The 25629-nt window shown below is 64.1% G+C and carries 22 protein-coding genes and 1 pseudogene; 8 read left to right on the top strand and 15 right to left on the bottom strand.

Annotated features, from left to right (window positions below; translation table 11 throughout):
• Positions 1–38 precede the first annotated feature (38 nt).
• Positions 39–812 (bottom strand): ferredoxin--NADP reductase, encoded by a 774-nt coding sequence (locus tag BLS26_RS28595; RefSeq protein WP_092515851.1) that lies wholly within the window; start codon positions 810–812, stop codon positions 39–41.
• 155 nt (positions 813–967) lie between these two features.
• Here BLS26_RS28595 and BLS26_RS28590 point away from each other — a divergent pair, with 155 nt between their 5' ends.
• On the top strand, positions 968–2167 hold the full coding sequence (locus tag BLS26_RS28590) for an amidohydrolase family protein (RefSeq protein WP_092518732.1): 1200 nt from the start codon (positions 968–970) through the stop codon (positions 2165–2167).
• 171 nt (positions 2168–2338) lie between these two features.
• Here the strand turns inward: BLS26_RS28590 and BLS26_RS28585 are convergent, their stop codons facing one another.
• The 3 genes and pseudogenes from BLS26_RS28585 to BLS26_RS36035 form a co-directional block, all read right to left on the bottom strand.
• The gene (locus tag BLS26_RS28585; protein ID WP_092515850.1) at positions 2339–3196 is read right to left on the bottom strand and encodes a crotonase/enoyl-CoA hydratase family protein; all 858 of its coding nucleotides are present in this window, start codon (positions 3194–3196) and stop codon (positions 2339–2341) included.
• Between the two features lie 47 nt (positions 3197–3243).
• Positions 3244–3618: a hypothetical protein gene (locus tag BLS26_RS28580; protein ID WP_092515849.1), complete on the bottom strand. Its 375-nt coding sequence runs from the start codon at positions 3616–3618 to the stop codon at positions 3244–3246.
• A gap of 44 nt (positions 3619–3662) precedes the next feature.
• Positions 3663–3758, bottom strand: a pseudogene (locus BLS26_RS36035) (MarR family transcriptional regulator); the annotation flags it as partial.
• 174 nt (positions 3759–3932) lie between these two features.
• Here BLS26_RS36035 and BLS26_RS28575 point away from each other — a divergent pair.
• A complete protein-coding gene (locus BLS26_RS28575; protein ID WP_092515848.1) occupies positions 3933–5333 on the top strand; it encodes a selenium-binding protein SBP56-related protein in 1401 nt (466 codons plus the stop codon).
• A 2-nt stretch (positions 5334–5335) separates the two neighbouring features.
• Positions 5336–6004, top strand: a complete 669-nt coding sequence (locus BLS26_RS28570; RefSeq protein WP_092515847.1) for a hypothetical protein — start codon at positions 5336–5338, stop codon at positions 6002–6004.
• 64 nt (positions 6005–6068) lie between these two features.
• Here BLS26_RS28570 and BLS26_RS28565 read toward each other — a convergent pair whose 3' ends face one another.
• The 8 genes from BLS26_RS28565 to BLS26_RS28530 all read right to left on the bottom strand — a co-directional run bounded on the left by BLS26_RS28565 (position 6069) and on the right by BLS26_RS28530 (position 14413).
• Positions 6069–6524: a MarR family winged helix-turn-helix transcriptional regulator gene (locus BLS26_RS28565; protein WP_092515846.1), complete on the bottom strand. Its 456-nt coding sequence runs from the start codon at positions 6522–6524 to the stop codon at positions 6069–6071.
• 32 nt (positions 6525–6556) lie between these two features.
• Positions 6557–7261 carry an ABC transporter ATP-binding protein gene (locus tag BLS26_RS28560; protein WP_092515845.1) on the bottom strand — a complete coding sequence of 235 codons (705 nt, stop codon included), beginning with the start codon at positions 7259–7261 and terminating at the stop codon, positions 6557–6559.
• Positions 7258–8049, bottom strand: a complete 792-nt coding sequence (locus BLS26_RS28555) for an ABC transporter ATP-binding protein (protein WP_092515844.1) — start codon at positions 8047–8049, stop codon at positions 7258–7260. Before BLS26_RS28555 ends, BLS26_RS28560 begins: the two co-directional genes overlap by 4 nt.
• Positions 8046–9932, bottom strand: a complete 1887-nt coding sequence (locus tag BLS26_RS28550; protein ID WP_092515843.1) for an ABC transporter permease — start codon at positions 9930–9932, stop codon at positions 8046–8048. The genes BLS26_RS28555 and BLS26_RS28550 overlap by 4 nt, the downstream gene beginning before the upstream one ends.
• 294 nt (positions 9933–10226) lie before the next feature.
• A complete protein-coding gene (locus BLS26_RS28545; RefSeq protein ID WP_092515842.1) occupies positions 10227–11429 on the bottom strand; it encodes an ABC transporter substrate-binding protein in 1203 nt (400 codons plus the stop codon).
• 26 nt (positions 11430–11455) lie between these two features.
• On the bottom strand, positions 11456–12040 hold the full coding sequence (locus BLS26_RS28540; protein WP_074826004.1) for an amino acid synthesis family protein: 585 nt from the start codon (positions 12038–12040) through the stop codon (positions 11456–11458).
• A gap of 19 nt (positions 12041–12059) precedes the next feature.
• Entirely contained in the window at positions 12060–12968 is a 909-nt protein-coding gene (locus BLS26_RS28535; protein ID WP_092515841.1) for a UPF0280 family protein, read from the bottom strand.
• Entirely contained in the window at positions 12965–14413 is a 1449-nt protein-coding gene (locus BLS26_RS28530) for a 6-hydroxynicotinate reductase (RefSeq protein WP_092518730.1), read from the bottom strand. The genes BLS26_RS28535 and BLS26_RS28530 overlap by 4 nt, the downstream gene beginning before the upstream one ends.
• A gap of 287 nt (positions 14414–14700) precedes the next feature.
• Between BLS26_RS28530 and BLS26_RS28525 the strand changes: the two genes are divergently transcribed.
• The 5 genes from BLS26_RS28525 to BLS26_RS28505 all read left to right on the top strand — a co-directional run bounded on the left by BLS26_RS28525 (position 14701) and on the right by BLS26_RS28505 (position 22224).
• Positions 14701–15183, top strand: coding sequence for a (2Fe-2S)-binding protein (locus tag BLS26_RS28525; protein ID WP_092518728.1), 483 nt, complete (start codon positions 14701–14703; stop codon positions 15181–15183).
• Positions 15183–18734 carry a molybdopterin cofactor-binding domain-containing protein gene (locus BLS26_RS28520; RefSeq protein ID WP_092515840.1) on the top strand — a complete coding sequence of 1184 codons (3552 nt, stop codon included), beginning with the start codon at positions 15183–15185 and terminating at the stop codon, positions 18732–18734. The genes BLS26_RS28525 and BLS26_RS28520 overlap by 1 nt, the downstream gene beginning before the upstream one ends.
• A 61-nt stretch (positions 18735–18795) precedes the next feature.
• Positions 18796–20100 carry a nicotinate phosphoribosyltransferase gene (gene pncB, locus BLS26_RS28515; RefSeq protein ID WP_092515839.1) on the top strand — a complete coding sequence of 435 codons (1305 nt, stop codon included), beginning with the start codon at positions 18796–18798 and terminating at the stop codon, positions 20098–20100.
• Positions 20101–20145: 45 nt separating this feature from the next.
• A complete protein-coding gene (locus BLS26_RS28510; RefSeq protein ID WP_092515838.1) occupies positions 20146–21441 on the top strand; it encodes an O-acetylhomoserine aminocarboxypropyltransferase in 1296 nt (431 codons plus the stop codon).
• Positions 21442–21444: 3 nt separating this feature from the next.
• Entirely contained in the window at positions 21445–22224 is a 780-nt protein-coding gene (locus BLS26_RS28505; protein ID WP_092515837.1) for an alpha/beta fold hydrolase, read from the top strand.
• Between the two features lie 233 nt (positions 22225–22457).
• Here the strand turns inward: BLS26_RS28505 and BLS26_RS28500 are convergent, their stop codons facing one another.
• The 3 genes from BLS26_RS28500 to BLS26_RS28490 form a co-directional block, all read right to left on the bottom strand.
• Complete coding sequence (locus tag BLS26_RS28500; protein WP_092515836.1) at positions 22458–23483, bottom strand: S1C family serine protease; 1026 nt, start codon at positions 23481–23483, stop codon at positions 22458–22460.
• Between the two features lie 85 nt (positions 23484–23568).
• On the bottom strand, positions 23569–24018 hold the full coding sequence (locus BLS26_RS28495) for a hypothetical protein (RefSeq protein ID WP_092515835.1): 450 nt from the start codon (positions 24016–24018) through the stop codon (positions 23569–23571).
• 4 nt (positions 24019–24022) lie between these two features.
• The gene (locus tag BLS26_RS28490) at positions 24023–25624 is read right to left on the bottom strand and encodes a GMC family oxidoreductase (protein WP_092515834.1); all 1602 of its coding nucleotides are present in this window, start codon (positions 25622–25624) and stop codon (positions 24023–24025) included.
• Positions 25625–25629 lie beyond the last annotated feature (5 nt).

The raw sequence follows: 25629 nt of genomic DNA, 5'->3' as shown, positions 1-25629 counted from the left end.
TTCGCGGCTCCTCAGGATGAGGAAGACTGAGTGTGCTGCTAGCGCTCCGCGAACGCCTTCTCGACCACGAACTGCGCCGGCTCGCCGTGGTTGCCTTCGACAAAGCCCTTGCCGTTGAGCAGGGTGCGGGTGTCGGCCACCAGCGCCGGGCTGCCGCAGATCATGACGCGATCATGCACGGGATCGAGCGCGGCCAGCCCGATATCGCCGAACAGTTTTCCCGAATTGATCAGGTCGGTGATGCGGCCGCGGTTGCGGAAGGGATCGCGGGTCACGGTCGGGTAATAGATCAACTGGTTGCGGATGTAGTCGCCGATCAACTCGTCGTTCGGCAGTTTCTCGGTGATCATCTCGCCATAAGCGAGTTCCTTGACGCGGCGGCAGCCATGCAGCAGCACCACCTTCTCGAACCGCTCATAGGTCTCGGGATCCTTGATCACGCTCAGGAACGGCGCGAGGCCGGTGCCGGTGCCGATCAGGTAGAGGTTGCGGCCGTCTTCGAGGTTGTCGATGACAAGCGTGCCGGTGGCCTTGCGGCTAACGATGATCTCGTCGCCCTGCTTCAGGTGCTGGAGGCGCGAGGTCAGCGGGCCATCCGGCACCTTGATCGAGAAGAATTCCAGCCGGTCCTCGTAATTGGCGCTGGCGACGCTGTAGGCGCGCAGCAGCGGCTTCTCGCCGACCTTGAGCCCGATCATGGTGAACTCGCCGTTCCTGAACCGGAACGAGGGATCGCGCGTGGTGGTGAAGGAGAACAGCGTGTCGGTCCAGTGGTGGACGCTGAGGACGCTTTCCTGGTTGAAATTGCTCATCGTCAGTTTCCTTGACGTGCGGGCCAGATTGGCGGCAAAATCATTCGTACACGATCATTCGTGTACGAATGAATAATCCTTCTTGATCCCGGCGTCAAGCCGCGGGCAAGATGGTCTCCGGCGCTCCGAAGGCATTGAACAACAAGGACAAAACCATGGCCCATGACGCACCCCAGGCAACCGGCCCGAGCAAGCTGGTGATCCGCAATATCGGGTTGTTGCTGTCAGGGGCGCTGGAAAAGCCGATCCTCGATGCCGACACCATCGTGGCCGAGAACGGCAAGATCACCGCGATCGGCCGCTTCAAAGACGTCGATACCGAAGGTGCCACCACCGTGGTCAATGCCAACGGCACCACGGTCGCGCCCGGCCTGATCGACAGCCACGTCCATCCGGTAGCGGGCGACTGGACGCCGCGGCAGAACCAGATCAACTGGATCGACAGCTATCTGCATGGCGGCGTCACCACCATGATCTCGGCGGGCGAAGTCCACATGCCCGGCCGGCCGCGCGACGTCGTCGGCCTCAAGGCGATGGCGATCTTCGCGCAGCGCTCGTTCTGGACGCTGCGGCCCGGCGGCGTGAAGGTGCATGCCGGCGCGCCGGTGATCGAATGCGAGATGGTCGAGGACGACTTCAAGGAATTGGCCGCGGCCGGCGTCAAGCTGCTCGGCGAAGTCGGCCTCGGCGGCGTCAAGGACGGCCCGACCGCGCGCAAGATGGTGGGCTGGGCGCGCAAATACGGCATCCAGAGCACCATCCACACCGGCGGGCCTTCGATCCCCGGCTCCGGCCTGATCGACAAGGACGTGGTGCTGGAAGCCGACACCGACGTGGTCGGCCACATCAATGGCGGCCATACCGCCCTGCCCGACGATCAGATCCGCTGCATCTGTGAGGGCTGCAAGCGCGGCCTCGAACTGGTTCACAACGGCAACGAGCGCTCGGCGCTGTTTACGCTACGCGTCGCGCGCGAGATGGGCGATCTTCACCGCGTCATTCTCGGCACTGATGCTCCGGCCGGCTCGGGCGTGCAGCCGCTCGGCATCCTGCGCATGGTGTCGCTGCTGTCGTCGCTCGGCGAACTCCCGGCGGAAATCGCCTTCTGCCTCGCCACCGGCAACACCGCCCGGATGCGCGAACTGGATTGCGGCATCATCGAAGTCGGCCGCTCGGCCGACTTCGTCATCATGGACATGGCGCAGCATTCGCCAGGCCGGAACATCCTGCACAGCGTGCAGCTCGGCGACCTGCCCGGCATCGGCATGACCATCATCGACGGCATCGTCCGCACCCAGCGCAGCCGCAACACCCCGCCGGCGGGACGGGTGCCGGAGATCGTGAGTGGGCATTAGCTTCACGTAACACTGGCTTGATGTTCGACCGTCATTGCGAGCGAAGCGAAGCAATCCATCTTGCCGGGCGAAGAAAGAATGGATTGCTTTGTCGCTGCGCTCCCCTGCACAAACGCTTCGCGTTTGTTGCAGGCAATGACGGCTGAGCATCAAGCCGCGATTGATTCCCGATTATCGGTTTTGCGTGATCGGTTGATTGGTGGTCCAGTCGAAAGTGCCTTGATCGCGCTCGTCCACCGCATGCTTCCAGCCCATTTCCTCCGACCGCCGCTTGAAGTTCAGCCCTTCGGGAGAATGCCGGGTGATGCCGTCGAACACGGTCGCGATCATCTGCGTGCCCATCAATCCCATGTTGTAGAGCGCCTGGTTGACCATCAGCTTCTGCATCATGAGCTGGTTTTGCGGCACGGTTGCGATCCGGTGCGCGAGGGCGTCGACTTCGTCGTCCAGCCGATCGGCCGGAACGGCCTTCAGCACGAGACCCAGCGCGGCCGCCTCAGTCCCGGTGATTTTGTCCCCGGTGAACAGCATGCGCTTGGCTTTCTCGGCGCCCAGCCGATAGACCCACATCGCCGTCGTCGGACAACCCCAGACGCGCACGGGCGGATAGCCGATACGCGCATCTTCCGCCATGACGATCATGTCGGAACAGAGCGCGATGTCGGAGCCGCCGGCCACGGCAAAACCCTGAACCTTGCAGATCACCGGCCGCTTCGAGCGGAAAAGACTCATGAACTTGTTGGTGTTGTCGGACATGGCGGCGTAATCCTTCATCGGATCCCACGGCATCTCCTGCGTATAGCGGTTGGCTGCATCTCCGGAGGCGTAGGCGGTCAGGTCGTATCCGGCACAGAAGGCCCGGCCGGCGCCCGCAAGCACGATCACATGCGCGCCCGCATCGTTGTCGGCGCGCGCGACCGCATCGGCAAGCGCGTCCGGCAACTCGTCGTCGATCGCATTCATGACTTCCGGCCTGTTCAGCGTAATGCGTGCAATGCGGCCATCGCGCTCGTAAATGACTTTGGTCATGGGAATCCTCCGATCAGCGCTGCGGCAACACGTCAGCGAGATCGGAGTTAATCAGGTCTTCGTGTGCAACGCACGTAGCTCTGGCGTTTCGCCTGGCCGACCGGCCCGTTGTCGATCACCAGTTTGCCGTCGGTCGCGATCGAAATGCGCGGACTGGACTTGAATTTCTCACCCTCGCCTTCGCAGGACAAACGCATCTTCCAGGCGCGATCGCCATCAGGTTTGATCTCGCCGGCGCGGCATCGCGTCTCATACCAATAGAGCCGGTTGCCGCCCTCGATGTTCATGCGGTTGGCGCTGTCCTTGTCGCTGCAATCTTTTTTGGTCGACGCCCAAAACCCTTCATAGGGTTGCGCCGCCGATGCGACGCCGCACCCGGCGATCATGACCAATCCTGCCGTAAGCAGCGGCAACGCTTTCATTGAAGCAATCCCGAGGAAATTACTTGTCTGTATTGGTCGCGCACTCAGCGTAATTTGTTCAACAGCACGCGCTCTTTGGCGTCGAACGGCGCCAGCGTTTCCTTGGTGATCGCGATCGCGTTCGGTGCGGCCTTGTCGGCCTCCGCGGGATTGAAGCCCGCATCGTTTCTTTCATCGGACAGCATGGGGGTGTATGGTCACTACAAGCGAACCCAGCCGGCGGCATCGCAAGAGGAATCAACGAGCCCGGTTAGTTCTGCTGCATGCCGCTGAGCCAGGTTGGTACACACCAAGGCAAACAGGGAGGCAGTACGATGACGATCAGGCCAGACCCGACGTTTCACGCATCGCCGAAGCTTGCGATGGAAGCTCCGCCAGAGCGTTTCGCCTACACCTTGCTGCTTAGCCCGGACTTTTCAAAGCCCGACGCGCTCGCCGTGATCGACGTCAAGCCTGGCTCTTCGAGCTTCGGTCAGGTCGTCCACACCGTGACAATGCCCAATAAGGGGGACGAGTTTCACCATTTCGGGTGGAACGCCTGCTCGTCGTCTTTGTCACCGCTCACCGCACACACATTCCTGGAACGCCGTTACCTCATCATCCCCGGTATCCGATCCTCCCGGATTTACGTCATCGATACCAAGCCGGATCCCACCCTGGCCAAGATTCACAAAATTATCGAACCCGAGGAAATCTTCAAGAAGACCGGGTACTCGCGGCCGCACACGATCCACTGCGGGCCGGACGGCATTTACGTCAGCACGCTCGGCGGCGGCGGCAAGGATGGCACCGATGGACCGCCCGGCGTCTTCATCATGGACTGCGAGACATTCGATGTCCTCGGACGGTGGGAGATCGATCGCGGTTCTCAAAACCTGCACTATGACTTCTGGTGGAACCTGCCACGCGATTACATGGTGACCAGCGAGTGGGCGTTGCCACCGCAGTTCGAGAACGGAATTGTGCCCGAGGATCTTCTCTCCAACAAATATGGCCATCGGATCCACTTCTGGGATCTGCGGGCGCGGCGGAATGTTCAGACCATCGACCTCGGCGCCAACCATCAAATGGCACTGGAGGTGCGTCCGGCGCATGATCCCGTTCGCGAGTACGGATTCCTGGGCGTCGTGGTCGACACCACAAACCTCGAAGGCTCGATCTGGACCTGGTGGCGCGAGGGCGGCAAGTTTCACATCGAAAAGACGGCGACGATCCCGCCCGAGCCTGCGTCGAAGGACCAGTTGCCGCCGCTCCTGCAGGGCTTTGGGGCCGTGCCGCCGCTGGTAACGGATATCGACCTGTCCATGGATGACAAGTTTCTCTACGTGTCCTGCTGGGGCACCGGCGAAATGCGTCAATACGACGTCAGCGATCCGAGAAAGCCCAAGCTTGCCGGATCGGTCCACATCGGCGGCATCGCACGCCGTACGCCTCATCCGAACGGCAAGGCCTTTGCAGGCGGTCCGCAGATGGTGGAGATCAGCCGCGACGGCAAACGCGTATACTGGACCAACTCACTCTACTCGACCTGGGACGACCAGTTCTATCCAAGCGGAATACCCGGCGCCGAGGTAATGGCCAATGCCAGTCCGGGCGGTGGCCTCGAGCTGGCAAACGACTACTGGGTCAGCTTCCCCGACGGCTACCGGGCGCATCAGATCCGGCTCGACGGCGGTGACTGTTCGACCGATTCGTTCTGCTATCCGTCGGTTTGAATGTGAGCGCAGCCGATTGGACACCTGCCTGGCTCTGGCTGGCTGTCGTCGCGAGCGGCCTCTACCACGGCGCAAATCCGGGAATGGGGTGGCCGCTCGCCGTGTCGGCTGGATTGATGGAAAGGAGTTCGCGGGCCATGCCGGCCGCGCTTGGGGCGCTAGCGGCCGGCCATCTGCTCGCGATGCTGCTGGTGATCCTTCCCTTCGCGCTGCTGGTCGCCCTCGTCGAATGGCAGCGCCAGGTACAGATCGGCGCCAGCCTCCTTGTCATCGGATTCGGTATCTTCCGCCTCGTCTACCGGCGCCATCCACGAGCGTTGGCGCGGATACGACCGACACAACTGGGGCTCTGGTCCTTCGCCGTGGCAATCGCCCATGGCGCGGGGCTCATGCTGGTGCCGATCTATCTCGGCCTCTGCCGGGAAGCCGACCTCGACAACGGCCACATCGCAGCTGGGACCCTGATCAATGCCAATCTCGGTATGGCCGTGCTGGTCTCCGTCGTCCACGCTGCCGCGATGATCGCGGCCGGCGGATGCCTGGCATGGCTGGTCTACCGCTTTTTTGGTCTCAAATTCATATCGCGGAGCTGGTTCAATCTGGATACGTCCTGGGCCGTTAGCCTCATTCTGGTGGGGGCCGTCGCACTGGTGCTCCATCTCACGGAGTAGCGCGAACGCCGCACGGCACCGCCGCGCCACCGCGATCCAACTCAAATTGGGCAAGTGCGCCGAATCACCGCAGCTTGTTCAACAGCACCATCAGCGTCTCGCGCTCCTTGGCGTCGAGCGGCGCCAGCGTTTCCTTGGTGATCGCCAGCGCGTTCGGCGCGGCCTTCTCGGCCAGTTGCTGGCCGGCGCGGGTGAGGCTGACCAGCAGGCGGCGGCCATCTTCCGGGTCGGGGCTGGTCTCGGTCAGGCCGCGTGCGGTGAGGCGATCGATCACGCCCTTGATGGTGGCGACGTCCATCGCGGTCAGCCGCCCCAGCAAATTCTGCGAGCACGGCCCGGTCTCGGTCAGTTTCGCCAGCGCCGCCCACTGCGCCGACGTCAGGTTGATGCCGATTTCGCGGGCGAAGATCGTGGCATGGCGCTGCCAGACCTGGCGCAGGATGAAGCCGATCTGCTCGTCGAGAATGTAGGACGGCCTCTGCGGCTTGACGCTCCGTTTCGGCAAAGCACCCCTTCCCATGTTCGCTCCCCGCCTCTTCTATTCTTCGCCAATCACAATGACAGATGCGCGTCCCGGATATCCGGCCGCGCGTCGAGTTCGGCCATCGTGCCGCCGAAACAGATCTTGCCGCGTTCGATGATGTAGGCGCGATCCGAAATCAACCGCGCGAAATGCAGGTTTTGTTCGGACACCACGATGCTGACGCCCTCTTTCTTCATCGCCAGGATCGCATCGACCATCTGCTCGACGATTTTTGGCGACAGGCCTTCCGAGGGTTCGTCGAGCAGCACCAGCGAGGGATTGCCCATCAGCGTCCGCGCGATCGTCAGCATCTGCTGCTCGCCGCCGCTCATGCGTCCGCCCGGGCGGTTGCGCATTTCGCCCAGATTCGGAAACAGCGTGAACAATTTTTCGCGCGTCCAATATGGCGCGTTTGGCCGCTTCGGCTGCTTGCCGACCTCGAGGTTTTCCTCGACCGTGAGATCCGTGAAGATCCGCCGCTCCTCCGGCACATAGCCGAGCCCGCCGCGCACGATGGCATGCGTCGGCTCGGTCGAGACGTCCTTGCCTTCGAACACGATCTGCCCGGAACGGTTTTGCACCAATCCTACGATGGAGCGGAAGGTGGTCGACTTGCCGGCGCCGTTGCGGCCGAGCAGCGCGACCACTTCGCCGTCGCCGACTTCGAGCGCGATATCGAACAGGATGTGCGCCGGGCCGTAAAAGCTGTTGAGATCCTTCACCGTGAGCTTCATGCACCGGCTCCCTCGCGGTGGCGCGCGTCATAGACTAGGCCTTCGCCGAGATAGATCGCGCGCACCTGCGGATTGCCGCGGACTTCTTCCGGAGAGCCTTCGGCGATCAGGGTGCCGCGGTTGAGCACGAGGATGCGGTCGGCATGCTCGAACACCACGTCCATGTCGTGTTCGGTAAAGAGCACGCCGATCGACTGTTCGCGGGCGATGCGCGCGGTCAGCCGCATCAGCTCGATGCGCTCGCGCGGCGCCATGCCGGCGGTCGGCTCATCCATCAGGAGCAGCTTCGGCTGGTTGGCGAGCGCGATCGCAAGCTCAAGACGCTTGAGATCGCCATAGGCGAGTTCGCCGCAGGGGCGCTCGGCATAGGCGCCCATGCCGACGAGATCGAGCAGCCGGCCGGCTTCCTCGCGCGCGTAGGCCGCGGTCGACGTCCACAGATTGAACAATTGCTTGCCATACGAAACCAGCGCGACCTGCACGTTTTCGCGCACTGTCATGGTCGGGAACGTCGCCGTGATCTGGAAGGTACGCCCGACGCCGAGCCGCCAGATCGCACGCGGCTTCCGGCCCGCGGTGTCCTCGCCGAGCAAACGGATTTTGCCGCTATCCGGAATGTTCTGGCCGTTGAGCATGTCGAAGCAGGTGCTTTTTCCAGCACCATTGGGCCCGATCAGCGCCAGGATTTCACCGGCACGCAGTTCGAACGACACGCCCCGCACAGCATGCACGCCGCCATAGGACTTGCTCAAGCCTTCGACCGACAGCAATGTGGGGACCATGCTCATTCGGCAGTCTCGATCCGGGATGTCAGCAATGCCGACTTCGACGCAGAAGATCGCCGGCGGTTTTTGATCGTCTCCAGCATGCCGACGATGCCCTTCGGGAAAACCACCACGATCAGGACGATGAAGCCGCCCAATACCAGTTTGGAGAGATCGGTCTGGCTGACCAGCCAGATGTTGAGCGCCTTGTAGACGATGGCGCCGACGACCGCACCGGAGACCGTCTCGACACCGCCGAGCAGCACCATGACCAGCGCATCGACGGAAAGGGATATACCAAGGTTATCCGGGAAAACGCTGCCCTTGAGGTACGCGAACAGCGCGCCGGCAATGCCGGCGACGGTGCCCGCGATGACGAAGGCGGTCCACTGCACGCGTTTGCCGTTGATGCCGATCGCCTCGCTGCGCAGCGGGGAATCCCGTGTGGCGCGGAGTGCAAACCCGAACGGCGAGAACACGATGATGCGCAATACCGCGACCGCAAGCGCGGCGATGGCGAGCGACAACCAATAGAAGCTCGACGGGCTCGCCGCCCATTTCTCCGGCCAGACTCCCAGAATGCCATTGTCGCCGCCGGTCACCGTAACCCACTGGAACGCGATCGACCACACGATCTGCGCAAAGGCCAGCGTCAGCATCGCAAAGTAGACACCTGACAATTGCACGGCAAAGAAGCCGAACACCGCGGCACCGAGCAGGCCCAGCAGCGGACCGAGCAGCAGTGAGACGATCATCGGCAATCCCGCCAGCTTGGCGAGGAACGCAACGCCATAGGCGCCGAGGCCGAAATAGGCGGCGTGGCCGAACGAGGCCAGCCCGCCGACCGACATCAGGAAGTGGAGACTGGCGGCGAAGATCACGAAGATCGCGATCTCGGAGCCGACTGTCAGCGCGTAATTGCCGGCCACGAACGGCAGCGCCGCCGCCACCATCAGCGCGCCAAGCGAAGCCAGCCGTTCGTTCGACGTCAGCGGCCGCCACGGATTAACCGTCAGGCCGGGCGTTCGCCGCGCTGCGGCTTCCGGTTTGCCGAACAGGCCCCAGGGACGCACAATCAAGACCACCGCCATCACCAGGAACACCAGGATGATGGAGATCTTCGGAAAAATCAGGATGCCGAAGGCGTTGAGTTCGGACACCAGCACCGCGGCGACAAAGGCGCCGATGATGCTGCCGAGCCCGCCGATCACGACCACGACGAAGACGTCGACGATGATCCGCAAGTCCAGCGCGTGATGCACGGCGTCGCGCGGGATCTGCAGCGCGCCGCCGAGGCTGGCGAGAAAGACGCCGAGCGCGAACACGCTGGTGAACAGCCATTTCTGATTGACGCCGAGCGCCGCCACCATGTCGCGGTCCTGCGTCGCCGCGCGCACCAGCACGCCCCAGCGCGTGCGCTGGAACAGCAACCACAGGATTCCGAGCACGACCGGGCTGAGCGCGATCAGGAACAGGTCGTAGCTCGGGATGTTCTGGCCGAAGAAATCGATCGCGCCTTTGAAGCCGGGCGCGCGGCGGCCGAGCAGATCGTCCGGTCCCCAGATCAGAACCACGAGGTCTTCGACCATCAGGGTCAGGCCAAAGGTCGCCAGTAACTGGAACAGTTCCGGCGCATGATAGATCCGCCGCAGCAGCACCATCTCGACGAGGACGCCGACGGCGGCGACGATCAGCGCGGCGGCGACAACGCCGCCCCAAAAGCCGAGCGCGCCGGAAAACCGCTCGGTCAGCGTGAACGCGACATAGGCGCCGAGCATATAGAACGCGCCATGGGCGAAGTTGACGATTCGCGTGACGCCAAAAATGATCGACAGCCCTGATGCTACCAGAAACAGCGACGCCGCGCTGGCAAGACCGGTCAGGAACTGAACGACATAAAAGGCCATGGGTGGTCCGGTTGGGCGCGTTTCAGTGCGGTGGCTTCATCCTTCAAGACGGCGCTGCGCGCCTCCTCAGGATGAGGTCTTGCTTTCTTCATTTCGCTCCGCCTGCGGCGGGGCAATCGCATATAGTGCTCGCGAGACCTGATGGCTGGCTCGCTTCGCCTCTCCCGCTTGCGGGGGAGGCCGACGCGCTCGAAGAGCGCGGCGGGTGGGGGTTCTCTCCACGCGGGGAATCCCGATGTTGAAGCACCCCCACCCCAACCCTCCCCCGCAAGCGGGAGAGGGAGAAGTAAGATTTCAATCCTTCGGGCGAAGCTTTTCGACTTCGGCGTCACCAGGGAGATAGTCGCCACCCTTGCGATAGACCGACTCCACCATCACGCCCTTGCCGTCCTTCTGCGCGGTCTTGCCGACATAGGCGCCAAGCGTCGACTGGTGGTCGATCTTGCGGAAGGTGATTTCGCCGAACGGCGACGGCATCGACAAGCCCTCAGCCGCCGTGATCAGTTTTTCCGGATCGCTCGAGCCGGCCTTGGCGAGGATTGCGGCCGCCGCCTTGATGGTCTGGTAGCCGACGATCGAGCCGAGACGCGGATAGTCGTTGTACTTGGCCTGATAGGCTTTCAGGAACTTGTCGTGATCCGGCGTCTTGATGTCGTACCAGGGATAACCGGTGACGATCCAGCCTTCCGGCGTCTCTTCCTTCAGCGGATCGAGATATTCCGGCTCGCCGGTCAGGAACGAAACTACTTTACGGTCCTTGAACAGGCCACGGGTATTGCCTTCACGCACCAGCTTGACGAGATCGGCGCCGAAGGTGACGTTGAGGATCGCCTCGGGATTGGCGGCGGCAACCGCCTGCACCACCGGGCCCGCATCGATCTTGCCCTGCGGCGGCCACTGCTCGTCGACCCAGACGATATCGGGACGCTTCTCCGACATCAACTTTTTGAACACCGCAACGGCAGACTGGCCGTACTCATAGTTCGGCGCGATCGTCGCCCAGCGCTTGGCGGGCAACTTCGCGGCCTCTTCCACCAGCATCGCCGCCTGCATGTAATTGGAGGGACGCAGACGGAAGGTGTAGCGGTTGCCCTTCGACCAGGTGACCGCGTCGGTCAGCGGTTCGGCTGCCAGAAAAAACACCTTCTTCTGGTTGGCGAAATCGCTGACGGCGAGGCCGATGTTGGACAGGAACGTGCCCGTGAGCATCGCCACGTTCTCGCTCGACACCAGTTCGTTGGCGGCGGTCTGGGCGTCGGCCGGCTTGCCGCCGTCATCCTTGGAGACGACGACGAGCTTCTTGCCGCCGATGCCGCCTGCGGCATTGATTTCCTCGACCGCGAGCTGCCAGCCCTTGCGATAGGGTTCGGTGAAAGCGGGCAACAGCGAATAGCTGTTGATTTCGCCGATCTTGATTTCGGCCTGCGCCATCGCGTTGTTGGCAAAACCGGCGACCGCGATCGCCAATCCCGCTCCGAGCAAATGTCTGCGTTGCATCCTCAACCCTCCAGTGTCCGATAAATCTATCTCAAACCGTCTTCGCCTTTGACCTCAGAAACCGTCAATCCGCCGACACGCGGCAATGGCCTGCCGCTGTCGGTCACCGCCACCGCGACCATGATCTCGTTGGCGCGCGGCGCGTCGTTGATCTGCACTTCCATGCCGTCGAAATGACTGCGCACGAACGCCGCGTCCTTGTGGCCGAGCGGAATATCCAGCGTGGTTCCGGGGCCGCTGCGTTTCTTCGATGACGGGATCAGCGCCGCTCCCTTGCCCAGCACCTTGCGCACTGGCGCGCCCATCTTGGGATGCAAGATCGCTGCCGCGTGTTCGAGTTCGCCGTTTTCGCCGACCGCGGCGGCCTTGCCGTAACTGTGCGCCTTGGCGCCGTCGATCCCGAGCGCCGCCACCGCCTTTTTCGACAGCAGTTCGCCGAGCTCCTCGCCGATCGCGATCAATGGCGAAAGGTCCTCGACATAGCGGCCGGCAAACGGGTTTTCGATCACGGCGATCGCCGCCGCGCGCCGGGTCGGCGGCGCGACCTTTTGCCCCATCTCCAGATGGGTCTCTTCGACCACCGTGACGATTTTGCGAATGATCGCGCTCATTTATTCGCCTCGCTTCCGATCAGACATGCATCGTATCCTGTATCGCGCTTCCATGAAGCGCCGGCAACGCGCGTGTCGCAATTCCCGTTGTTCCCACACCGACCGTCTCGCCCTCAAGACGCAAGGCGGCGCCTTCGATCAACCCGGCCGCCAGCAACTGCTGCGCCTGGCGGGCCCCTGCCCTCAGCGCGGTCTCGATTTCATTTTCGCCGAGCGGGCCAACATCGCGGGTCACAAGACGCGATCCGAGGTCGCTATCCGGCTGCAATTCGTTCGCGGGGCAACGGACAACCGCGGGATGGCCGGGCAGATCCACGGCATTGGCGATGATGGTGGCGGCGGCATCGGCCTGCGATGCTGTCTTTGCCAGCACGGTGACGGCGTCGGCGATCCCGAGCGAAAAACTGCGGCCGTGGCGTCCACTGGTCGCCACGCCACGCACGGGATCGTCGGCATCGATGGTCATCGCGCGCAGCAGGCCTTGCCGGTCGGGCCGGTCCATCAGGCCGACGGTGAACTGCTCGCCGTCAGCCAGATAAAGTGCGATATCGCCGCCATTGTTGACATAGGCGCGGTCAAGCCGTGCGGCGCTCAGCATGGCGCCGAGAATTTCTTCTGCGACCGAACCGGCCACAGCTGCCATCGGTGTTATGAAGTGATCGGCGGCAAACGGCGCCACGGCCGCATGCATGCGGCGCGCGACGACGCCTTTCAGCGCGCAACGAACCGGATCGACCGGCTGGCGCAACTCAGTCAGTTCCGCGCAGAGTTCATCGAGCAGCCCGGTGAAGCGATGGGCCGCGGCCTGATAGGCCGCGCGCACGTCCGCGTCGCGGCCCTTCGCCTCGATGACCAGATCGATCGGACCATCCTGCAAATGCAGCCGCTTGCCGTCAGGAAGAAGCGCGATTTGCGGGAGGCGTTTCATGCGCCCCGCCCCGGAATGGTCGGCATTGGCCGGGTTTCGGTATTGTCGCGCAGCGACGCCAATGGAACCACATGGTCCATATGGCCGCCGAGGACGGCGTAGTCAGAGAGCTTGAGCGTGAATTCGATCGGCGCGACCAGCGCCGGCGTCGGCACATAACCGAAGGCGCCGGCCGGCATCCGGGTGACGTCGACCATGAAGGTGATGCCGCCGCCGGGCCAGACGTAAACCGGCGCGCCGCCGCTGGTGACCCGGGTCAGCGCGTCCTTCACCGACCGCGTCAGCCGCACCGGATTATCGGTCACGCCGGCGCGCAGCGAGCCGCCGGCGCCGCCCATGAACAGCACCGTGCACATTGCCGGCTCGCAATTTTCCTGAATGCGTTCGACCGAGAGTTTCAGATCGAGCGGCATCTGCTTCTCGACCGGACGCAAGGCCTCGTCGAGTTCGTAATAGGCGGCATGCTCGCCGGTGGTCGAGACCATCAGCATCGTGAGCCCCGGTCTTGCTTCCTTCGGGTCGAACGGGCCCAGCACCGACAGCGGATCGGAAATTTTGGTGCCGCCCCAGCCGGTGCCGGGCTCGGCGACCTGGAAGTAACGGCCCGGCGTCGAGCGCCGGCCCTTCATCTTGATCCCGGTATCGGGAATATCGAGCAGCTTGCCGGCCTGATGCTCACTGAGCACGCCGGTGATGTGGTCGTCCACGACCACGACTTCGTCGACCTTGCCCTGCCATTGCTTGGCGAACATGCCGATGGTGGCCGAACCGCACCCCACCCGCATCCGCTCTTCCGGCACGCCGTTGACGATCGGCGGATAGCCCGCCTGCACCACGACCGTGGCGCCGCCATCGATGGTCAGCTCCACCGGCTTGCAATTGGAGAGGTCCATCAGCGCATCGCAGGTGACGCGGCCTTCCTTCTTGGAACCGCCGGTCAGATGGTGCACGCCGCCGAGCGACAGCATCTGCGAGCCGTATTCGCTGGTGGTGACATGGCCGATCGCCTCGCCCTGCGCCCGCACCGTCGCGGTTTCCGGGCCGAGATAGCGATCGGTGTCGATCTTCACCTTGACGCCGCAATAGCTGAAAATGCCTTCGGTCACGACCGTGACCATGTCGACGCCGTCGATCTCGGAGGAAACGATGAAGGGCGCCGGCTTGTAATCGGGATAGGTGGTGCCGGCGCCGATCGCGGTCACGAACACGCTGGGCTCGTGAACCAGCTTGCCATCCCAGTCGCCGCCGGCCTGGAACGGCACCAGCCGTCCGCCATGCGACACCGTTCGCTCCAGCACGATATGCGGATCGACGCGCACCAGTTCGCCGTCGTGATTGGCATAGCGATCGCACGCGCCCGCCGCGCCCGGCTTGATGTAGCACATCACCGGACAGGCATCGCAGCGGATCTTGTCGCCGATGGCGGCGGTCGAAACGTCGGTCATGAACAAGCCTGCAGTTCGAAAGGCCGTGATCGCAGCCGCGCCCTCACGGATCCGATCAATTGTTCGTACACGAACGATGTTGCGCGTGGACCGAAATCCTGTCAAGCGGCAACAAAAGCGAAAATGCGCCATTGCCGCATAAAAACTCATTTGCCTCGCCCCCTTGTTCATAAAGCGGGCAGCGCGCTGCGGCGCGGAAACGCGCGGCTTGCACGTTTGTACACAAACGGTATCTTTCCCCCGCATCCAGCGCAGGATTTTGCAGCGCAGCGAGAGGCATGGGAAGCATGACGCAGAGCAAGATGCGCCTGACCGTGAACGGCAAGACCTGCGACGTCGACGCCGCTCCCGACACCGCGCTGCTTTACGTCTTGCGCAACGACCTCGCTCTGAACGGACCGAAATATGGCTGCGGGCTCGGCGAATGCGGCGCCTGTGCGGTACTGATCGACGGCGTCGCGGCGCGCTCCTGCGTCATCCCGATCGAGGGCTGCACCGGGCGCGATATCGTGACGCTCGAAGGGCTCGGCACGCGCGAACATCCCGATCCCGTGCAACAGGCTTTCATCAGCGAACAGGCCGCGCAATGCGGCTATTGCCTGAACGGCATGATCATCACGACCCGAGCGCTGCTCAATCGCAGCGCCCGGCCTTCCGAGGAAGAGGTGATGGAAGCGCTGCGTCATCATCTCTGCCGCTGCGGCGCCCATATCGAAATCATGCGCGCGGCGATGCGCGCCGCCGGCCATGTCGTCGAGGCGCAGAGCTGATGGCCGCGCCGGACTCTCCCGCGACGAACGAACGCCCGCAGGGAACGCTGACCGTCGTTCGTCCCGCCTCTCCTGTCGAAGCCGTCAAGTTCGAGACTTTCATCAAGATCACGTCAGACGGATCGGTCACCGCCTATAACGGTCATGTCGATCTCGGCACCGGCATCCGTACCGCGCTGGGGCAGATCGTCGCCGAAGAGCTCGACGTGTCCTTTGCCCGCGTCATCGTCGTGCTCGGCGATACCTCGCGCGTTCCGAACCAGGGCGCGACGATCGCGAGCGAAACCATTCAGATCACGGCCGTGCCGCTGCGCAAGGCGGCGGCGCAGGCGAGGCAATTTCTGATCGCGCGGGCGGCGGAGCGGCTGGAACTTGTGGTCGAGGATCTCACCATCGAAGACGGCCTGGTGCGCGGCAGGGATAACCGCAGCGTCAGCTATGGCGAGTTGATCGCAGGCGACACCATCCAGCTTGAACTGACCGACGATATCCCCGTGAAGGACGTCGGCACCTATTCCATTGTCGGGCAATCGGTGCCGCGCGTCGATCTGCCGGCCAAGGCGACCGGCGAACTGGTCTACGTTCACGACGTCCGCGTTCCCGGCATGCTGCATGGCCGCGTCGTGCGCCCGCCCTATGCCGGCGTCGATGCCGGTGATTTCGTCGGCACCAGCCTGATCGCGGTCGATGAAGCCTCGGTGCGCGATATTCCAGGGCTGGTCGCGGTGGTTCGGATCGGTGACTTCGTCGGCGTCGTCGCCGAGCGCGAGGAGAACGCGATCAAGGCGGCCGCGCAGTTGAAGGTAACGTGGAAGCCGACGCCTGTCCTGCCCGATCTCGGCGACATCCCGACGGCGTTGCGCGCCAATCCTTCCGAGCCGCGGACGCTGATCGACAAAGGCGACGTCGATGCGGCGATTGCAGGCGCCGCCAAGCCGATGCCGCGGACCTATGTCTGGCCGTACCAGATGCACGCCTCGATCGGTCCCTCCTGCGCGGTTGCCGACTATCAGGACGACCAGGCCCGGGTCTGGTCGGGCACGCAGAACCCGCACCATCTGCGCACCGAACTGGCGCGGCTGATCCATCGGCGGGAAGCCGAAATCGAGGTGATCCGGCTGGAAGCCGCCGGATGCTACGGCCGCAACTGCGCGGACGACGTGTCCGCCGATGCCGTGCTGCTGTCGCGCGCCGTCGGCCGCCCCGTCCGCGTGCAGTTGACCCGCGAGCAGGAGCACGCCTGGGAGCCGAAGGGCACGGCGCAGTTGATGGATGTCAATGGCGGGGTGAACGCCGATGGCAGCGTCGCCGGTTATGACTTTGCGACGCGCTATCCCTCGAACGGCGCGCCGACGCTGGCGCTGCTGCTGACCGGCGAAGTCCCGAACACGCCCGCCGTGCTTGAGATGGGCGACCGCACCGCGATCCCGCCCTATGACTACGACAACCTGCGCGTGGTCGTACACGACATGCCGCCGATCGTGCGCGCTTCGTGGCTGCGCGGCGTCTCGGCGCTGCCCAATACGTTCGCCCATGAATCCTGGATCGACGAGGTCGCATCCGAGGCCGGCGTCGATCCGATCGAGTATCGCCTGCGCTATCTGAAGGACGCGCGTGCGATCGATCTCGTCAATGCCGTTGCCGAGCGCGCAGGCTGGAAGCCGCGGCCGGTTCGCGAGCAGCCCGAAGCCGAAGGCGATATCGTGCGCGGGCGCGGTTTCGCCTACGCGCTGTACGTCCACAGCAAGTTTCCGGGCTACGGCGCAGCATGGTCGGCATGGATCGCCGACGTCGCCGTCAACAGGGCGACCGGCGATGTCAGCGTTACCCGCGTCGTCGCCGGGCAGGATTCCGGCCTGATGATCAACCCGGACGGTGTTCGTCACCAGATTCACGGTAACGTCATCCAGTCGACCAGCCGCGCGCTGATGGAGGAAGTGTCGTTCGACCGCTCGTCCGTGACGGCGCGCGAATGGGGCGCCTACCCCATCATCAAATTTCCGGACGTACCCAAGATCGACGTGCTGATGCTGCCGCGGCAGGACCAGCCGCCGCTCGGTGTCGGCGAGTCCGCATCCGTCCCCAGCGCCGCCGCCATCGCCAATGCGATCTTTGACGCGACCGGCGTGCGGTTTCGCGAATTGCCGTTCACGCCGGAACGCATCCTGAAGGGATTGCGCGGTGATGCGCCCGCCTCACCGGAGGCATTGCCAGCACCTGCTTCCGCGCCGCCGCCTTCTCGCACATGGCAGAATCCGTTTTCGGTTCGTCGCGGCGTATTGGCAACCGCCGCAGCGTTGTGCGCCGCTGTGGTCGGCATCGGCACTGCCGTGCTGCCATGGCGATCGATCGCGCCGATCGCGCGGCCGGATGCCTCGGTCTATTCGGCGGCGACGATCGCCCGCGGCCAGCAACTCGCCGCGCTCGGCGATTGCGCGGTGTGCCACACCTCCGCGAGCGGCATTCTCAACGCCGGCGGCCGACCGCTGCAGACGCCGTTCGGCACGATCTATTCGACCAACATCACACCCGACCTCGAAACCGGCATCGGCGCGTGGTCGTATCCCGCTTTCGAACGCGCGATGCGCGAAGGCATCCATCGCGACGGCAAGCAGCTCTATCCGGCGTTTCCGTATCCGCATTTCGCCAGGACCAGCGATGCCGACCTGCAGGCGCTCTATGCCTATCTGATGGCGCAATCGCCGGTGCGCACGGAGGCCAAGCCAAACGCGTTGGCGTTCCCGTTCAACCTGCGTCCGCTGCTGGCGGGATGGAATGCGCTGTTCCACAAGTCTGCCGTGTTCCAGGCCGACCCGGCTAAATCCGAGACCTGGAATCGCGGTGCCTATCTGGTCGAAGGCCTTGGCCATTGCAGCGCCTGCCATTCGCCGCGCAACGCGCTCGGCGCAGAGCAGGCGAACGCCTATCTCGCCGGCGGGTTTGCCGAAGGCTGGGAAGCGCCAGCTCTGACATCGCTGTCGCAAGCACCGATCCCGTGGAACGAAGACGAACTGTTCGCCTATTTGCGCTCCGGCGAATCCCGCTTCCATGGTGTGGCGGCCGGACCGATGGCGCCGGTCGTGAAGGAGTTGGGCGCGCTGCCCGACCAGGACATCCGCGCCATGGCGGTCTATCTCGCTTCCTTCAACGAGACCGCCATCGATCAACATACTCTCGCCGCGAAACTCGAAGCCGCGAGCAGCACGAGGACATCGGCGGCCGCGAGCGTCGGTGCCCGGCTCTACCAGGGCGCCTGCGCGGTATGTCACGAGGTCGGCGGCGCGCCGCTGTTCGGCAGCCGGCCGTCGCTGGCGCTGAACAGCAATCTGCACAGCGCCCATCCGGACAACCTGGTTCAGGTCATCCTCCATGGCATTGCTGCACCGGCGTCGTCCGACCTCGGCTATATGCCGGCCTTTAAAGACAGTTTTACCGACGACCAGGTCGCCGAACTGGCGTCCTACCTGCGGCGGCAATTTGCCCCGGATAAGCCGGCCTGGACCGATATTCATGCGGCGATTGGCCGTATCCGGCAGGATATCGCGCGCTGACCAGCCATGCCGCGGCCGAAACCCACTGGTTGGGCGGCCTCCGGCACGATAGAGTTCCCTCATGGCAGTTACCGATATCGCATCCCGGACCTACAACCATGGCTGGCGGCTCGATCCGATCGTGCGCAGCCTGCTCGACACCGATTTTTACAAGCTGCTGATGCAGCAGATGATCCGGGAGTTCTACCCGGAGCAGCAGGTGACCTTCTCGGTCATCAACCGCAGCAAGCACGTGCGGCTCGCCGAGGTGATCGACGAGGGCGAGCTGCGCGCCCAGCTTGACCACGCCCGCACCATCCGTTTTTCCAAGAAGGAACTGATCTGGCTTGCCGGTAATACGTTCTACGGCAAGACCCAGATGTTCTCGCCTGACTTCATCAACTGGCTCGCCAATTTCCGCCTGCCCGAATACGAGCTGCGCAAGGTGGACGGCCAGTACGAATTGCATTTCCACGGGCCGTGGACCCACACCACAATGTGGGAAATCCCGGCGCTCGCGATCATGAACGAATTGCGTTCGCGGCATTCCACCAAGGGTCAAGGCCGCTTCGTGCTCGACGTGCTCTACGCCCGCGCCAAGGCCAAGCTGTGGTCCAAGGTCGAGCGGTTGCGCAAGCTGGACGGCCTGCGGCTGTCCGACTTCGGCACCCGCCGCCGCCACGGTTTTCTGTGGCAGCGCTGGTGCGTCGAGGCCGTCAAGGAAGGTCTCGGTTCCTCCTTCACCGGCACCTCGAACGTGCTGCTGGCGATGGACAACGATCTCGAAGCGATCGGCACCAACGCGCATGAATTGCCGATGGTCGCAGCGGCGCTTGCCAACGACGATACCGAATTGCGCTGGGCGCCGTATCGCATCCTCGATCAATGGCGCCACACCTATGGCGGCAATTTGCTGATCGCTTTGCCCGACGCCTTCGGCACCAAGCCGTTCCTGCGCGACGCCCCCGACTGGGTCGCCGACTGGACCGGCTTTCGTCCCGACAGCGCGCCGCCGATCACGGCCGGTGAAGAGATCATCAAGTGGTGGAAGCAGAAGGGCCGCGATCCCCGCGAGAAGCTTTTGGTGTTCTCCGACGGCATGGATGTCGGTTCAATCGAGGAGACCTATCGCCATTTCGACGGCCGCGTTCGTATCTCGTTCGGTTGGGGCACCAACCTCACCAATGATTTCGTCGGCTGCGCGCCGGATGGGTCGGCCGATCTCGATCCGATCTCGCTGGTCTGCAAGGTGACGTCGGTCGACGGAAGGCCGGCGGTCAAGCTGTCGGACAATCCCGAGAAGGCCACCGGATCGGCTTCCGAGGTCGAGCGATACTTGCGCGTGTTCGGCAATGCCGGCCGCGTCCGCACCGCCGTGCACGTCTGAACCGCCGCAACTCCATTCAAGACCCATCGAGCTAACGAGTTCCGCATGCCCGCACCCAAGCCGCCTGCCTTTGAAACGCTGAGCCTGCATGCCGGCCAGCGCCCGGATCCCGCAACCGGCGCCCGCGCGGTTCCGATCTACCAGACCACATCCTATGTGTTTCAGGATTCCGATCACGCCGCCGCGCTGTTCAACCTCGAACGCGCCGGGCACATTTATACGCGCATCTCAAACCCGACGACCGCGGTGCTCGAAGAGCGGCTGGCCGCACTGGAAGCTGGCGTCGGCGCGGTCTGCACCGCGAGCGGCATGGCCGCGCTGCATCTGGCGATCGCGACGCTCCTCAACGCCGGAGACCACATCGTCGCCTCCTCCTCGCTCTATGGCGGCACCATCAACCTGTTGGCGCACACGCTACCGCGCTTCGGCATCACCACGACCTTCGTCAAGCCCCGCGCGCTCGACGAATTCCGCGCCGCGATCAAGCCGAATACGCGGCTGCTGATCGGCGAGACCATCGGCAATCCCGGGCTGGAAGTGCTGGATATTCCGGCGGTGGCGCAGATCGCGCATGACGCCAAAATTCCGTTGTTGATCGACAACACCTTTGCGACGCCGTTTCTCAGCCGCCCGATCGAGCTCGGCGCCGACATCGTGATGAACTCCGCGACCAAATGGATCGGCGGCCACGGTATCGCGATCGGCGGCGTCATCGTCGACGGCGGCCGGTTCGACTGGCACGCGTCAGGCAAATTCCCGGTTCTGACCGAGCCCTATGCCGGCTATCACGGTATCGTCTTCGACGAGCAATTCGGCCAGGCCGCCTTCATTATGCGCGCCCGCACCGAAGGGTTGCGCGATTTCGGCGCGTGTCTTTCGCCGACCAATGCGTTCCAGTTGCTGCAGGGCGTCGAGACGCTCGGCGTGCGAATGGAGCGCCATATGACCAATACGCTCACGGTGCTCGAATTCCTCACCGCCAACAAGGCGGTGGAGTGGGTGCTGCATCCCGCACTGGAGAGCCATCCCGATCACGAGCTGGCGAAGCGGCTGCTGCCGCGCGGCGCCGGATCGATCGTCTCTTTCGGCATCAAGGGCGGCCGGCCTGCCGGCAAGAAGTTCATCGAGACGCTGCGGATGATCAGCCATCTCGCCAATGTCGGCGACGCCAAGACGCTGGTGATTCACCCCGCCAGCACCACGCATCAGCAGATGGACGCCGCACAGCTCAAGGCCTCCGGCATCGGCGAGGAACTGGTGCGGCTGTCGGTCGGCATTGAGACGGTGTCCGACATCATCGACGATCTCGGCCAGGCGCTCCGCGCGTCGCAGAAGGTGTGAGCCATGCAGCTTTCCGTGAATGGAATTGATACGTTCGTTGCCACCGGCGGCCGTCCGTTCGATCCGGCGTTGCCTGCCGTCGTGATGCTGCACGGCGCCGGCTTCGATCATTCGACCTGGGCGCTGCACAGCCGCTGGTTCGCCCATCACGGTTTTTCCGTGCTGGCGCCGGACTTGCCGGCGCATGGCCGTTCGTCCGGTGCGGCGCTGCCGACCATCGCCGACATGGCCGACTGGACCGCGGCTTTGCTCGACGCTGCCGGCGCGCCGAAGGCCAAGCTGATCGGCCACTCCATGGGCTCGCTGATCGCGCTCGAGAGCTCGGCGCGGCATCCGGACAAGGTCTCGGGTCTCGGCCTGATCGGCACCGCCGCGACGATGACGGTCGGCCCCGATCTGCTCAAGGCCGCCGAGGCCAACAGCGCTGACGCCTACGACATGGTCTCGATCTGGGGCCTCGGCTTCGCGGCTGAACTCGGCGGCAGTCTCGCGCCGGGCCTGTGGATGCATCAGGGCGCGCAGCGCGTGTTGCAGCAGTCGCGTCCGGGCGTGCTGTATAGCGATCTCAACGCCTGCAATGCCTATCAGGGCGCGCTGGCTGCGGCCGCGCAGGTCAAGGTGCCCGCCACGTTCGTTCTCGGCGAACGCGACATGATGACACCGGCCAAGGCCGGCAAGACTCTCGCCGCGGCGACGCCCAACGCACGCACCGTGGTGCTGCCGGGCGCCGGCCACATGATGATGGTCGAAGCGCCCGACGAATTACTGGCGGCGTTGCGGTAAATATCGGTCTCTCCGCCGTCATTGCGAGGAGCGTAGCGACGAAGCAATCCAGTCTTACCGAAAAAGAAAGACTGGATTGCTTCGCTTCGCTCGCAATGACGGCTTCCCCGAAAGCATCTCCGCTTCTCCTCATCCTGAGGAGCAGGCGAAGCCTGCGTCTCGAAGGACGGCCGCATACGGGCCCTCATGGTTCGAGACGCTGCTTCGCGGCTCCTCAACATGAGGGTCTAGCATTACTGCCTTGCCGCCTTCTTGCGTTCGATCGGGTGAATGTCGATCGCGCGCAGGCGGCCCATGCGCAGCACGTCCATCGCGAGCGTGCGGCTGATGCGGTCGCGGTCGAGTACGCGGATCAAATCGTCGACGCCATTGATCTCGACGCCGTCGAGCTTGATCACGACATCGCCCGGCAACAGACCCGCCTTCGCCGCCGGACTGTCCGGCTCGATCTGCGCCAGCAGCGCACCCATCGCGTTGTCGACGCCGGCGACCACCGCATGCCGCCGCGGGACCGGCGCGGTCTGGCCGGCGACGCCGATATAGGCGCGCCGGACATAGCCGTGGCGGATGATCTCCGACAGCACGAACTGCGCGGTGTTGCTGGCCACCGCAAAGCAGATGCCCTGCGCGCCGTTGATGATCGCGGTATTGATGCCGATCACCTCCGACGATGACGACACCAGCGGCCCGCCCGAATTGCCGGGGTTGAGCGCGGCGTCGGTCTGGATCACGTCTTCGATGGTGCGCCCGCTCACCGAGCGGATCGAGCGGCCGAGCGCCGACACCACGCCGGCGGTCACCGTCGATTCAAAGCCTAAGGGATTGCCGATCGCGACCACGAGCTGGCCGCGGCGCAGGCTCTTGGAATTGCCGAGCGAGGCATAGGGCAGATCACGCGCGCCGTCGGCCCGCAACAAGGCCAGGTCGGTGTCGGGATCCTGGCCGAGCACGTGGGCATCGGTGACAAAGCCCTCGGTGTCGCGCAGCCTGATCTCCTTGGATGTGCCGACCACGTGGCTGTTGGTCAGCACCAGCCCGTCCGGCGAAATCACGATCCCGGAACCGAGCCCGCCGCGCTCGCGGGCGGTACGCACTTTAGGGCCGGTTTCGACACGGACCACGGCCGGTCCGACGCGCTCGGTCACGCCGATCACGGCGTTGGAATAGGCATCCAGCAACGCCTGGTCGTTCGCAGGCGTGGGCTCGGTCGCGTCCGGCGATAGCCCGTCACCGGCAATATCTGAGGTAACATCCAGCATGGCGAATTCCTTCGGTCACCTCAGATGGTGGCCGAATTCCGCCGCCGCAAGAGCCTCCGCGCCGGGCGCAAGGCTGCCCCGCCCCCTATTGCGCCCGACGCAAGCTTGGCGGCCGGGCCTTGACCGGATCGAGCAGCGACCAATCGCCCTGCTCCAGCGTATAACCCTGCGGAAACGGCGCGCGCAGCTCCAGTCCGAGCGAACGCAACACCCGGTCGTCGCGGTAGTAACATTGCAGCACGACGCGGACGAGCGTCGCGGCGGCCCCGCCGCCGGTGGTGCGGAATTCGCTGGCAATCTTGTCCTGTTGCGCCTGATCGAGTTCAGCGAGCGGCTTGCCTGCGAGGTCCGCGAGATGATCGAGCGCCGCAATGACCAGAGACGTATCGCGGCCGAGCGTGCTGAGGATGTCGGCCTGAATTACCGCATCGTCGGCACCGGGCACCTTGAACTCGTCGCTCGCGGGAATGATCATGCCGGCAACGGTTCGGAGGTCGTCCCGCTGGCGCTGGGTCAAAGCTGGTTCGGACATCATTTCCTCAATCGAACAAATTGGCGAGGCGCTGCTTCATCTGGTCGGCGATGTAGAGCGCAACGGCTTGAATGGTGGAGGTCGGGTTGACGCCGCCCGAGGTGACAAACACGCTGCCGTCGACGATGAACAGATTTTTCACGTCGTGCGAGCGGCCCCATTCGTTCACCACCGAGCGCGCCGGGTCGGTACCCATGCGCGCGGTGCCGAGCAGATGCCAGCCGCCCCAGGGGATCGGGTTGTTGATGCAGATGTCGGTAGCACCGGCGGCTTCGAGAATCTCGCGGCCGCGCGCCAGGCCATGCTCCATCATCTTCCGGCTGTTCTCGCTGATCGTGTAATCGATCTTCGGCGCCGGAATGCCGTGGCTATCCCTGAGCACCGGATCGAGCGTGACCCGGTTGTGCTCCTCGGGCAAATCCTCGCAGATGGCGGAGACGCCGATGCGATGGCCGTTGAGCCGGCGGAAAACGCGGTGATGATCCGCGCCCCACGGCAAAATGCCCTTCTGCTCGCTCGCGACGGCCTCGAATACCGGTCCTGCGCCGCGGCCGAACTGGATGCCGTAGCCACGGACGAAGCCGCGCGACAGATCGGTGTCGTAGAACTCCTTGCTCCAGAGACAGGTCGGCGGCGCGCGGTTGCTGTCGGTCGGCTCCTGCACGAAGCCGTAGGTCTGCGCATAGGGATGGAACATCAGGTTCTTGCCGACCAGGCCGGACGAATTGGCAAGCCCATTCGGGAAACGCTCTGACTTCGAATTCAGCAGCAGCCGCGGTGTACCGACGCCATTGCAGGCGATGATGACGACCTCGGCCGGCTGAAACTGTTCGACGCCGTCCTTGTCGTAATAGATCACGCCGGAGGCCATGCCGTCCTCGTTGGTCGTGATCTCGCGCACCCGGCAATGCGTGCGCAGTTCGACCCCGGCGCGCAACGCCGCCGGCCAATAGGTGATGTCGGTCGAGGCTTTGGCGCCTTGCGCGCAGGCCGGCGTGCAATGGCCGAGATTAATGCAGCGGGCGCGACCTTCGTAGTCCATCGTCGCGACCGTCGTATCCGACGGCCACCAGTGCCAGCCGAGTTTGTTCATGGCCTTGCCGATCACCGGACCGGAGAGCCCGAGCGGCTGCGGCGGCATCGGTGGGTGCGTCAGCGGCGAAAGCGGATCGCCTGATAGCCCCGATACGCCCATCATCCGGTCGTTCTCCTCGAAGAACGGGGCGAGTGCATCGTAATCGATCGGCCAGTCGTCAGCGACGCCGTCGAGCGTCTTGACCTTGAAATCCGAGGGGTGCAGCCGTGGCCAGTGCGCGGTGTACATGACTGTCGAACCGCCGACGCCGTTGAAGTTGACGACCTTGATCGGCGAGTTGTCGTCGTTGATCGGATAGTCCTCGGGCCGCGCGCGGATGTTAGGGCTGGTCGACCATTCGCCGTAGAACTTCGCCTCCCAGTCGCGCCCCGTGCTCGGATATTCCGACGACTTCATCCAGTCGCCCTGGTCGAGACAAAGGATGTGCATCTTGGTATCGGCCAGACTCCACGCCACCGCGGCGCCGGATGCGCCGGCACCAATGATCAGGACGTCAACGGGTTCGTGCTTCATTCTTG

Source organism: Afipia sp. GAS231 (assembly GCF_900103365.1).
Taxonomy (GTDB): Bacteria; Pseudomonadota; Alphaproteobacteria; order Rhizobiales; family Xanthobacteraceae; genus Bradyrhizobium.
This window is presented reverse-complemented; position numbering and strand designations above follow the sequence as displayed.

What these genes read in the sequence shown, in the direction of transcription:
- BLS26_RS28585 (WP_092515850.1), bottom strand. Translation starts at nt 3,196, where the DNA reads ATGACCAAAGTCATTTACGAGCGCGATGGCCGCATTGCACGCATTACG.
- BLS26_RS28525 (WP_092518728.1), top strand. Translation starts at nt 14,701, where the DNA reads ATGACGCAGAGCAAGATGCGCCTGACCGTGAACGGCAAGACCTGCGAC.
- BLS26_RS28550 (WP_092515843.1), bottom strand. Translation starts at nt 9,932, where the DNA reads ATGGCCTTTTATGTCGTTCAGTTCCTGACCGGTCTTGCCAGCGCGGCG.
- BLS26_RS28505 (WP_092515837.1), top strand. Translation starts at nt 21,445, where the DNA reads ATGCAGCTTTCCGTGAATGGAATTGATACGTTCGTTGCCACCGGCGGC.
- BLS26_RS28560 (WP_092515845.1), bottom strand. Translation starts at nt 7,261, where the DNA reads ATGAAGCTCACGGTGAAGGATCTCAACAGCTTTTACGGCCCGGCGCAC.
- BLS26_RS28520 (WP_092515840.1), top strand. Translation starts at nt 15,183, where the DNA reads ATGGCCGCGCCGGACTCTCCCGCGACGAACGAACGCCCGCAGGGAACG.
- BLS26_RS28555 (WP_092515844.1), bottom strand. Translation starts at nt 8,049, where the DNA reads ATGAGCATGGTCCCCACATTGCTGTCGGTCGAAGGCTTGAGCAAGTCC.
- BLS26_RS28495 (WP_092515835.1), bottom strand. Translation starts at nt 24,018, where the DNA reads ATGATGTCCGAACCAGCTTTGACCCAGCGCCAGCGGGACGACCTCCGA.
- BLS26_RS28530 (WP_092518730.1), bottom strand. Translation starts at nt 14,413, where the DNA reads ATGACCGACGTTTCGACCGCCGCCATCGGCGACAAGATCCGCTGCGAT.
- BLS26_RS28510 (WP_092515838.1), top strand. Translation starts at nt 20,146, where the DNA reads ATGCCCGCACCCAAGCCGCCTGCCTTTGAAACGCTGAGCCTGCATGCC.
- BLS26_RS28580 (WP_092515849.1), bottom strand. Translation starts at nt 3,618, where the DNA reads ATGAAAGCGTTGCCGCTGCTTACGGCAGGATTGGTCATGATCGCCGGG.
- BLS26_RS28565 (WP_092515846.1), bottom strand. Translation starts at nt 6,524, where the DNA reads ATGGGAAGGGGTGCTTTGCCGAAACGGAGCGTCAAGCCGCAGAGGCCG.
- BLS26_RS28535 (WP_092515841.1), bottom strand. Translation starts at nt 12,968, where the DNA reads ATGAAACGCCTCCCGCAAATCGCGCTTCTTCCTGACGGCAAGCGGCTG.
- BLS26_RS28540 (WP_074826004.1), bottom strand. Translation starts at nt 12,040, where the DNA reads ATGAGCGCGATCATTCGCAAAATCGTCACGGTGGTCGAAGAGACCCAT.
- pncB (WP_092515839.1), top strand. Translation starts at nt 18,796, where the DNA reads ATGGCAGTTACCGATATCGCATCCCGGACCTACAACCATGGCTGGCGG.
- BLS26_RS28545 (WP_092515842.1), bottom strand. Translation starts at nt 11,429, where the DNA reads ATGCAACGCAGACATTTGCTCGGAGCGGGATTGGCGATCGCGGTCGCC.
- BLS26_RS28490 (WP_092515834.1), bottom strand. Translation starts at nt 25,624, where the DNA reads ATGAAGCACGAACCCGTTGACGTCCTGATCATTGGTGCCGGCGCATCC.
- BLS26_RS28575 (WP_092515848.1), top strand. Translation starts at nt 3,933, where the DNA reads ATGACGATCAGGCCAGACCCGACGTTTCACGCATCGCCGAAGCTTGCG.
- BLS26_RS28595 (WP_092515851.1), bottom strand. Translation starts at nt 812, where the DNA reads ATGAGCAATTTCAACCAGGAAAGCGTCCTCAGCGTCCACCACTGGACC.
- BLS26_RS28590 (WP_092518732.1), top strand. Translation starts at nt 968, where the DNA reads ATGGCCCATGACGCACCCCAGGCAACCGGCCCGAGCAAGCTGGTGATC.
- BLS26_RS28500 (WP_092515836.1), bottom strand. Translation starts at nt 23,483, where the DNA reads ATGCTGGATGTTACCTCAGATATTGCCGGTGACGGGCTATCGCCGGAC.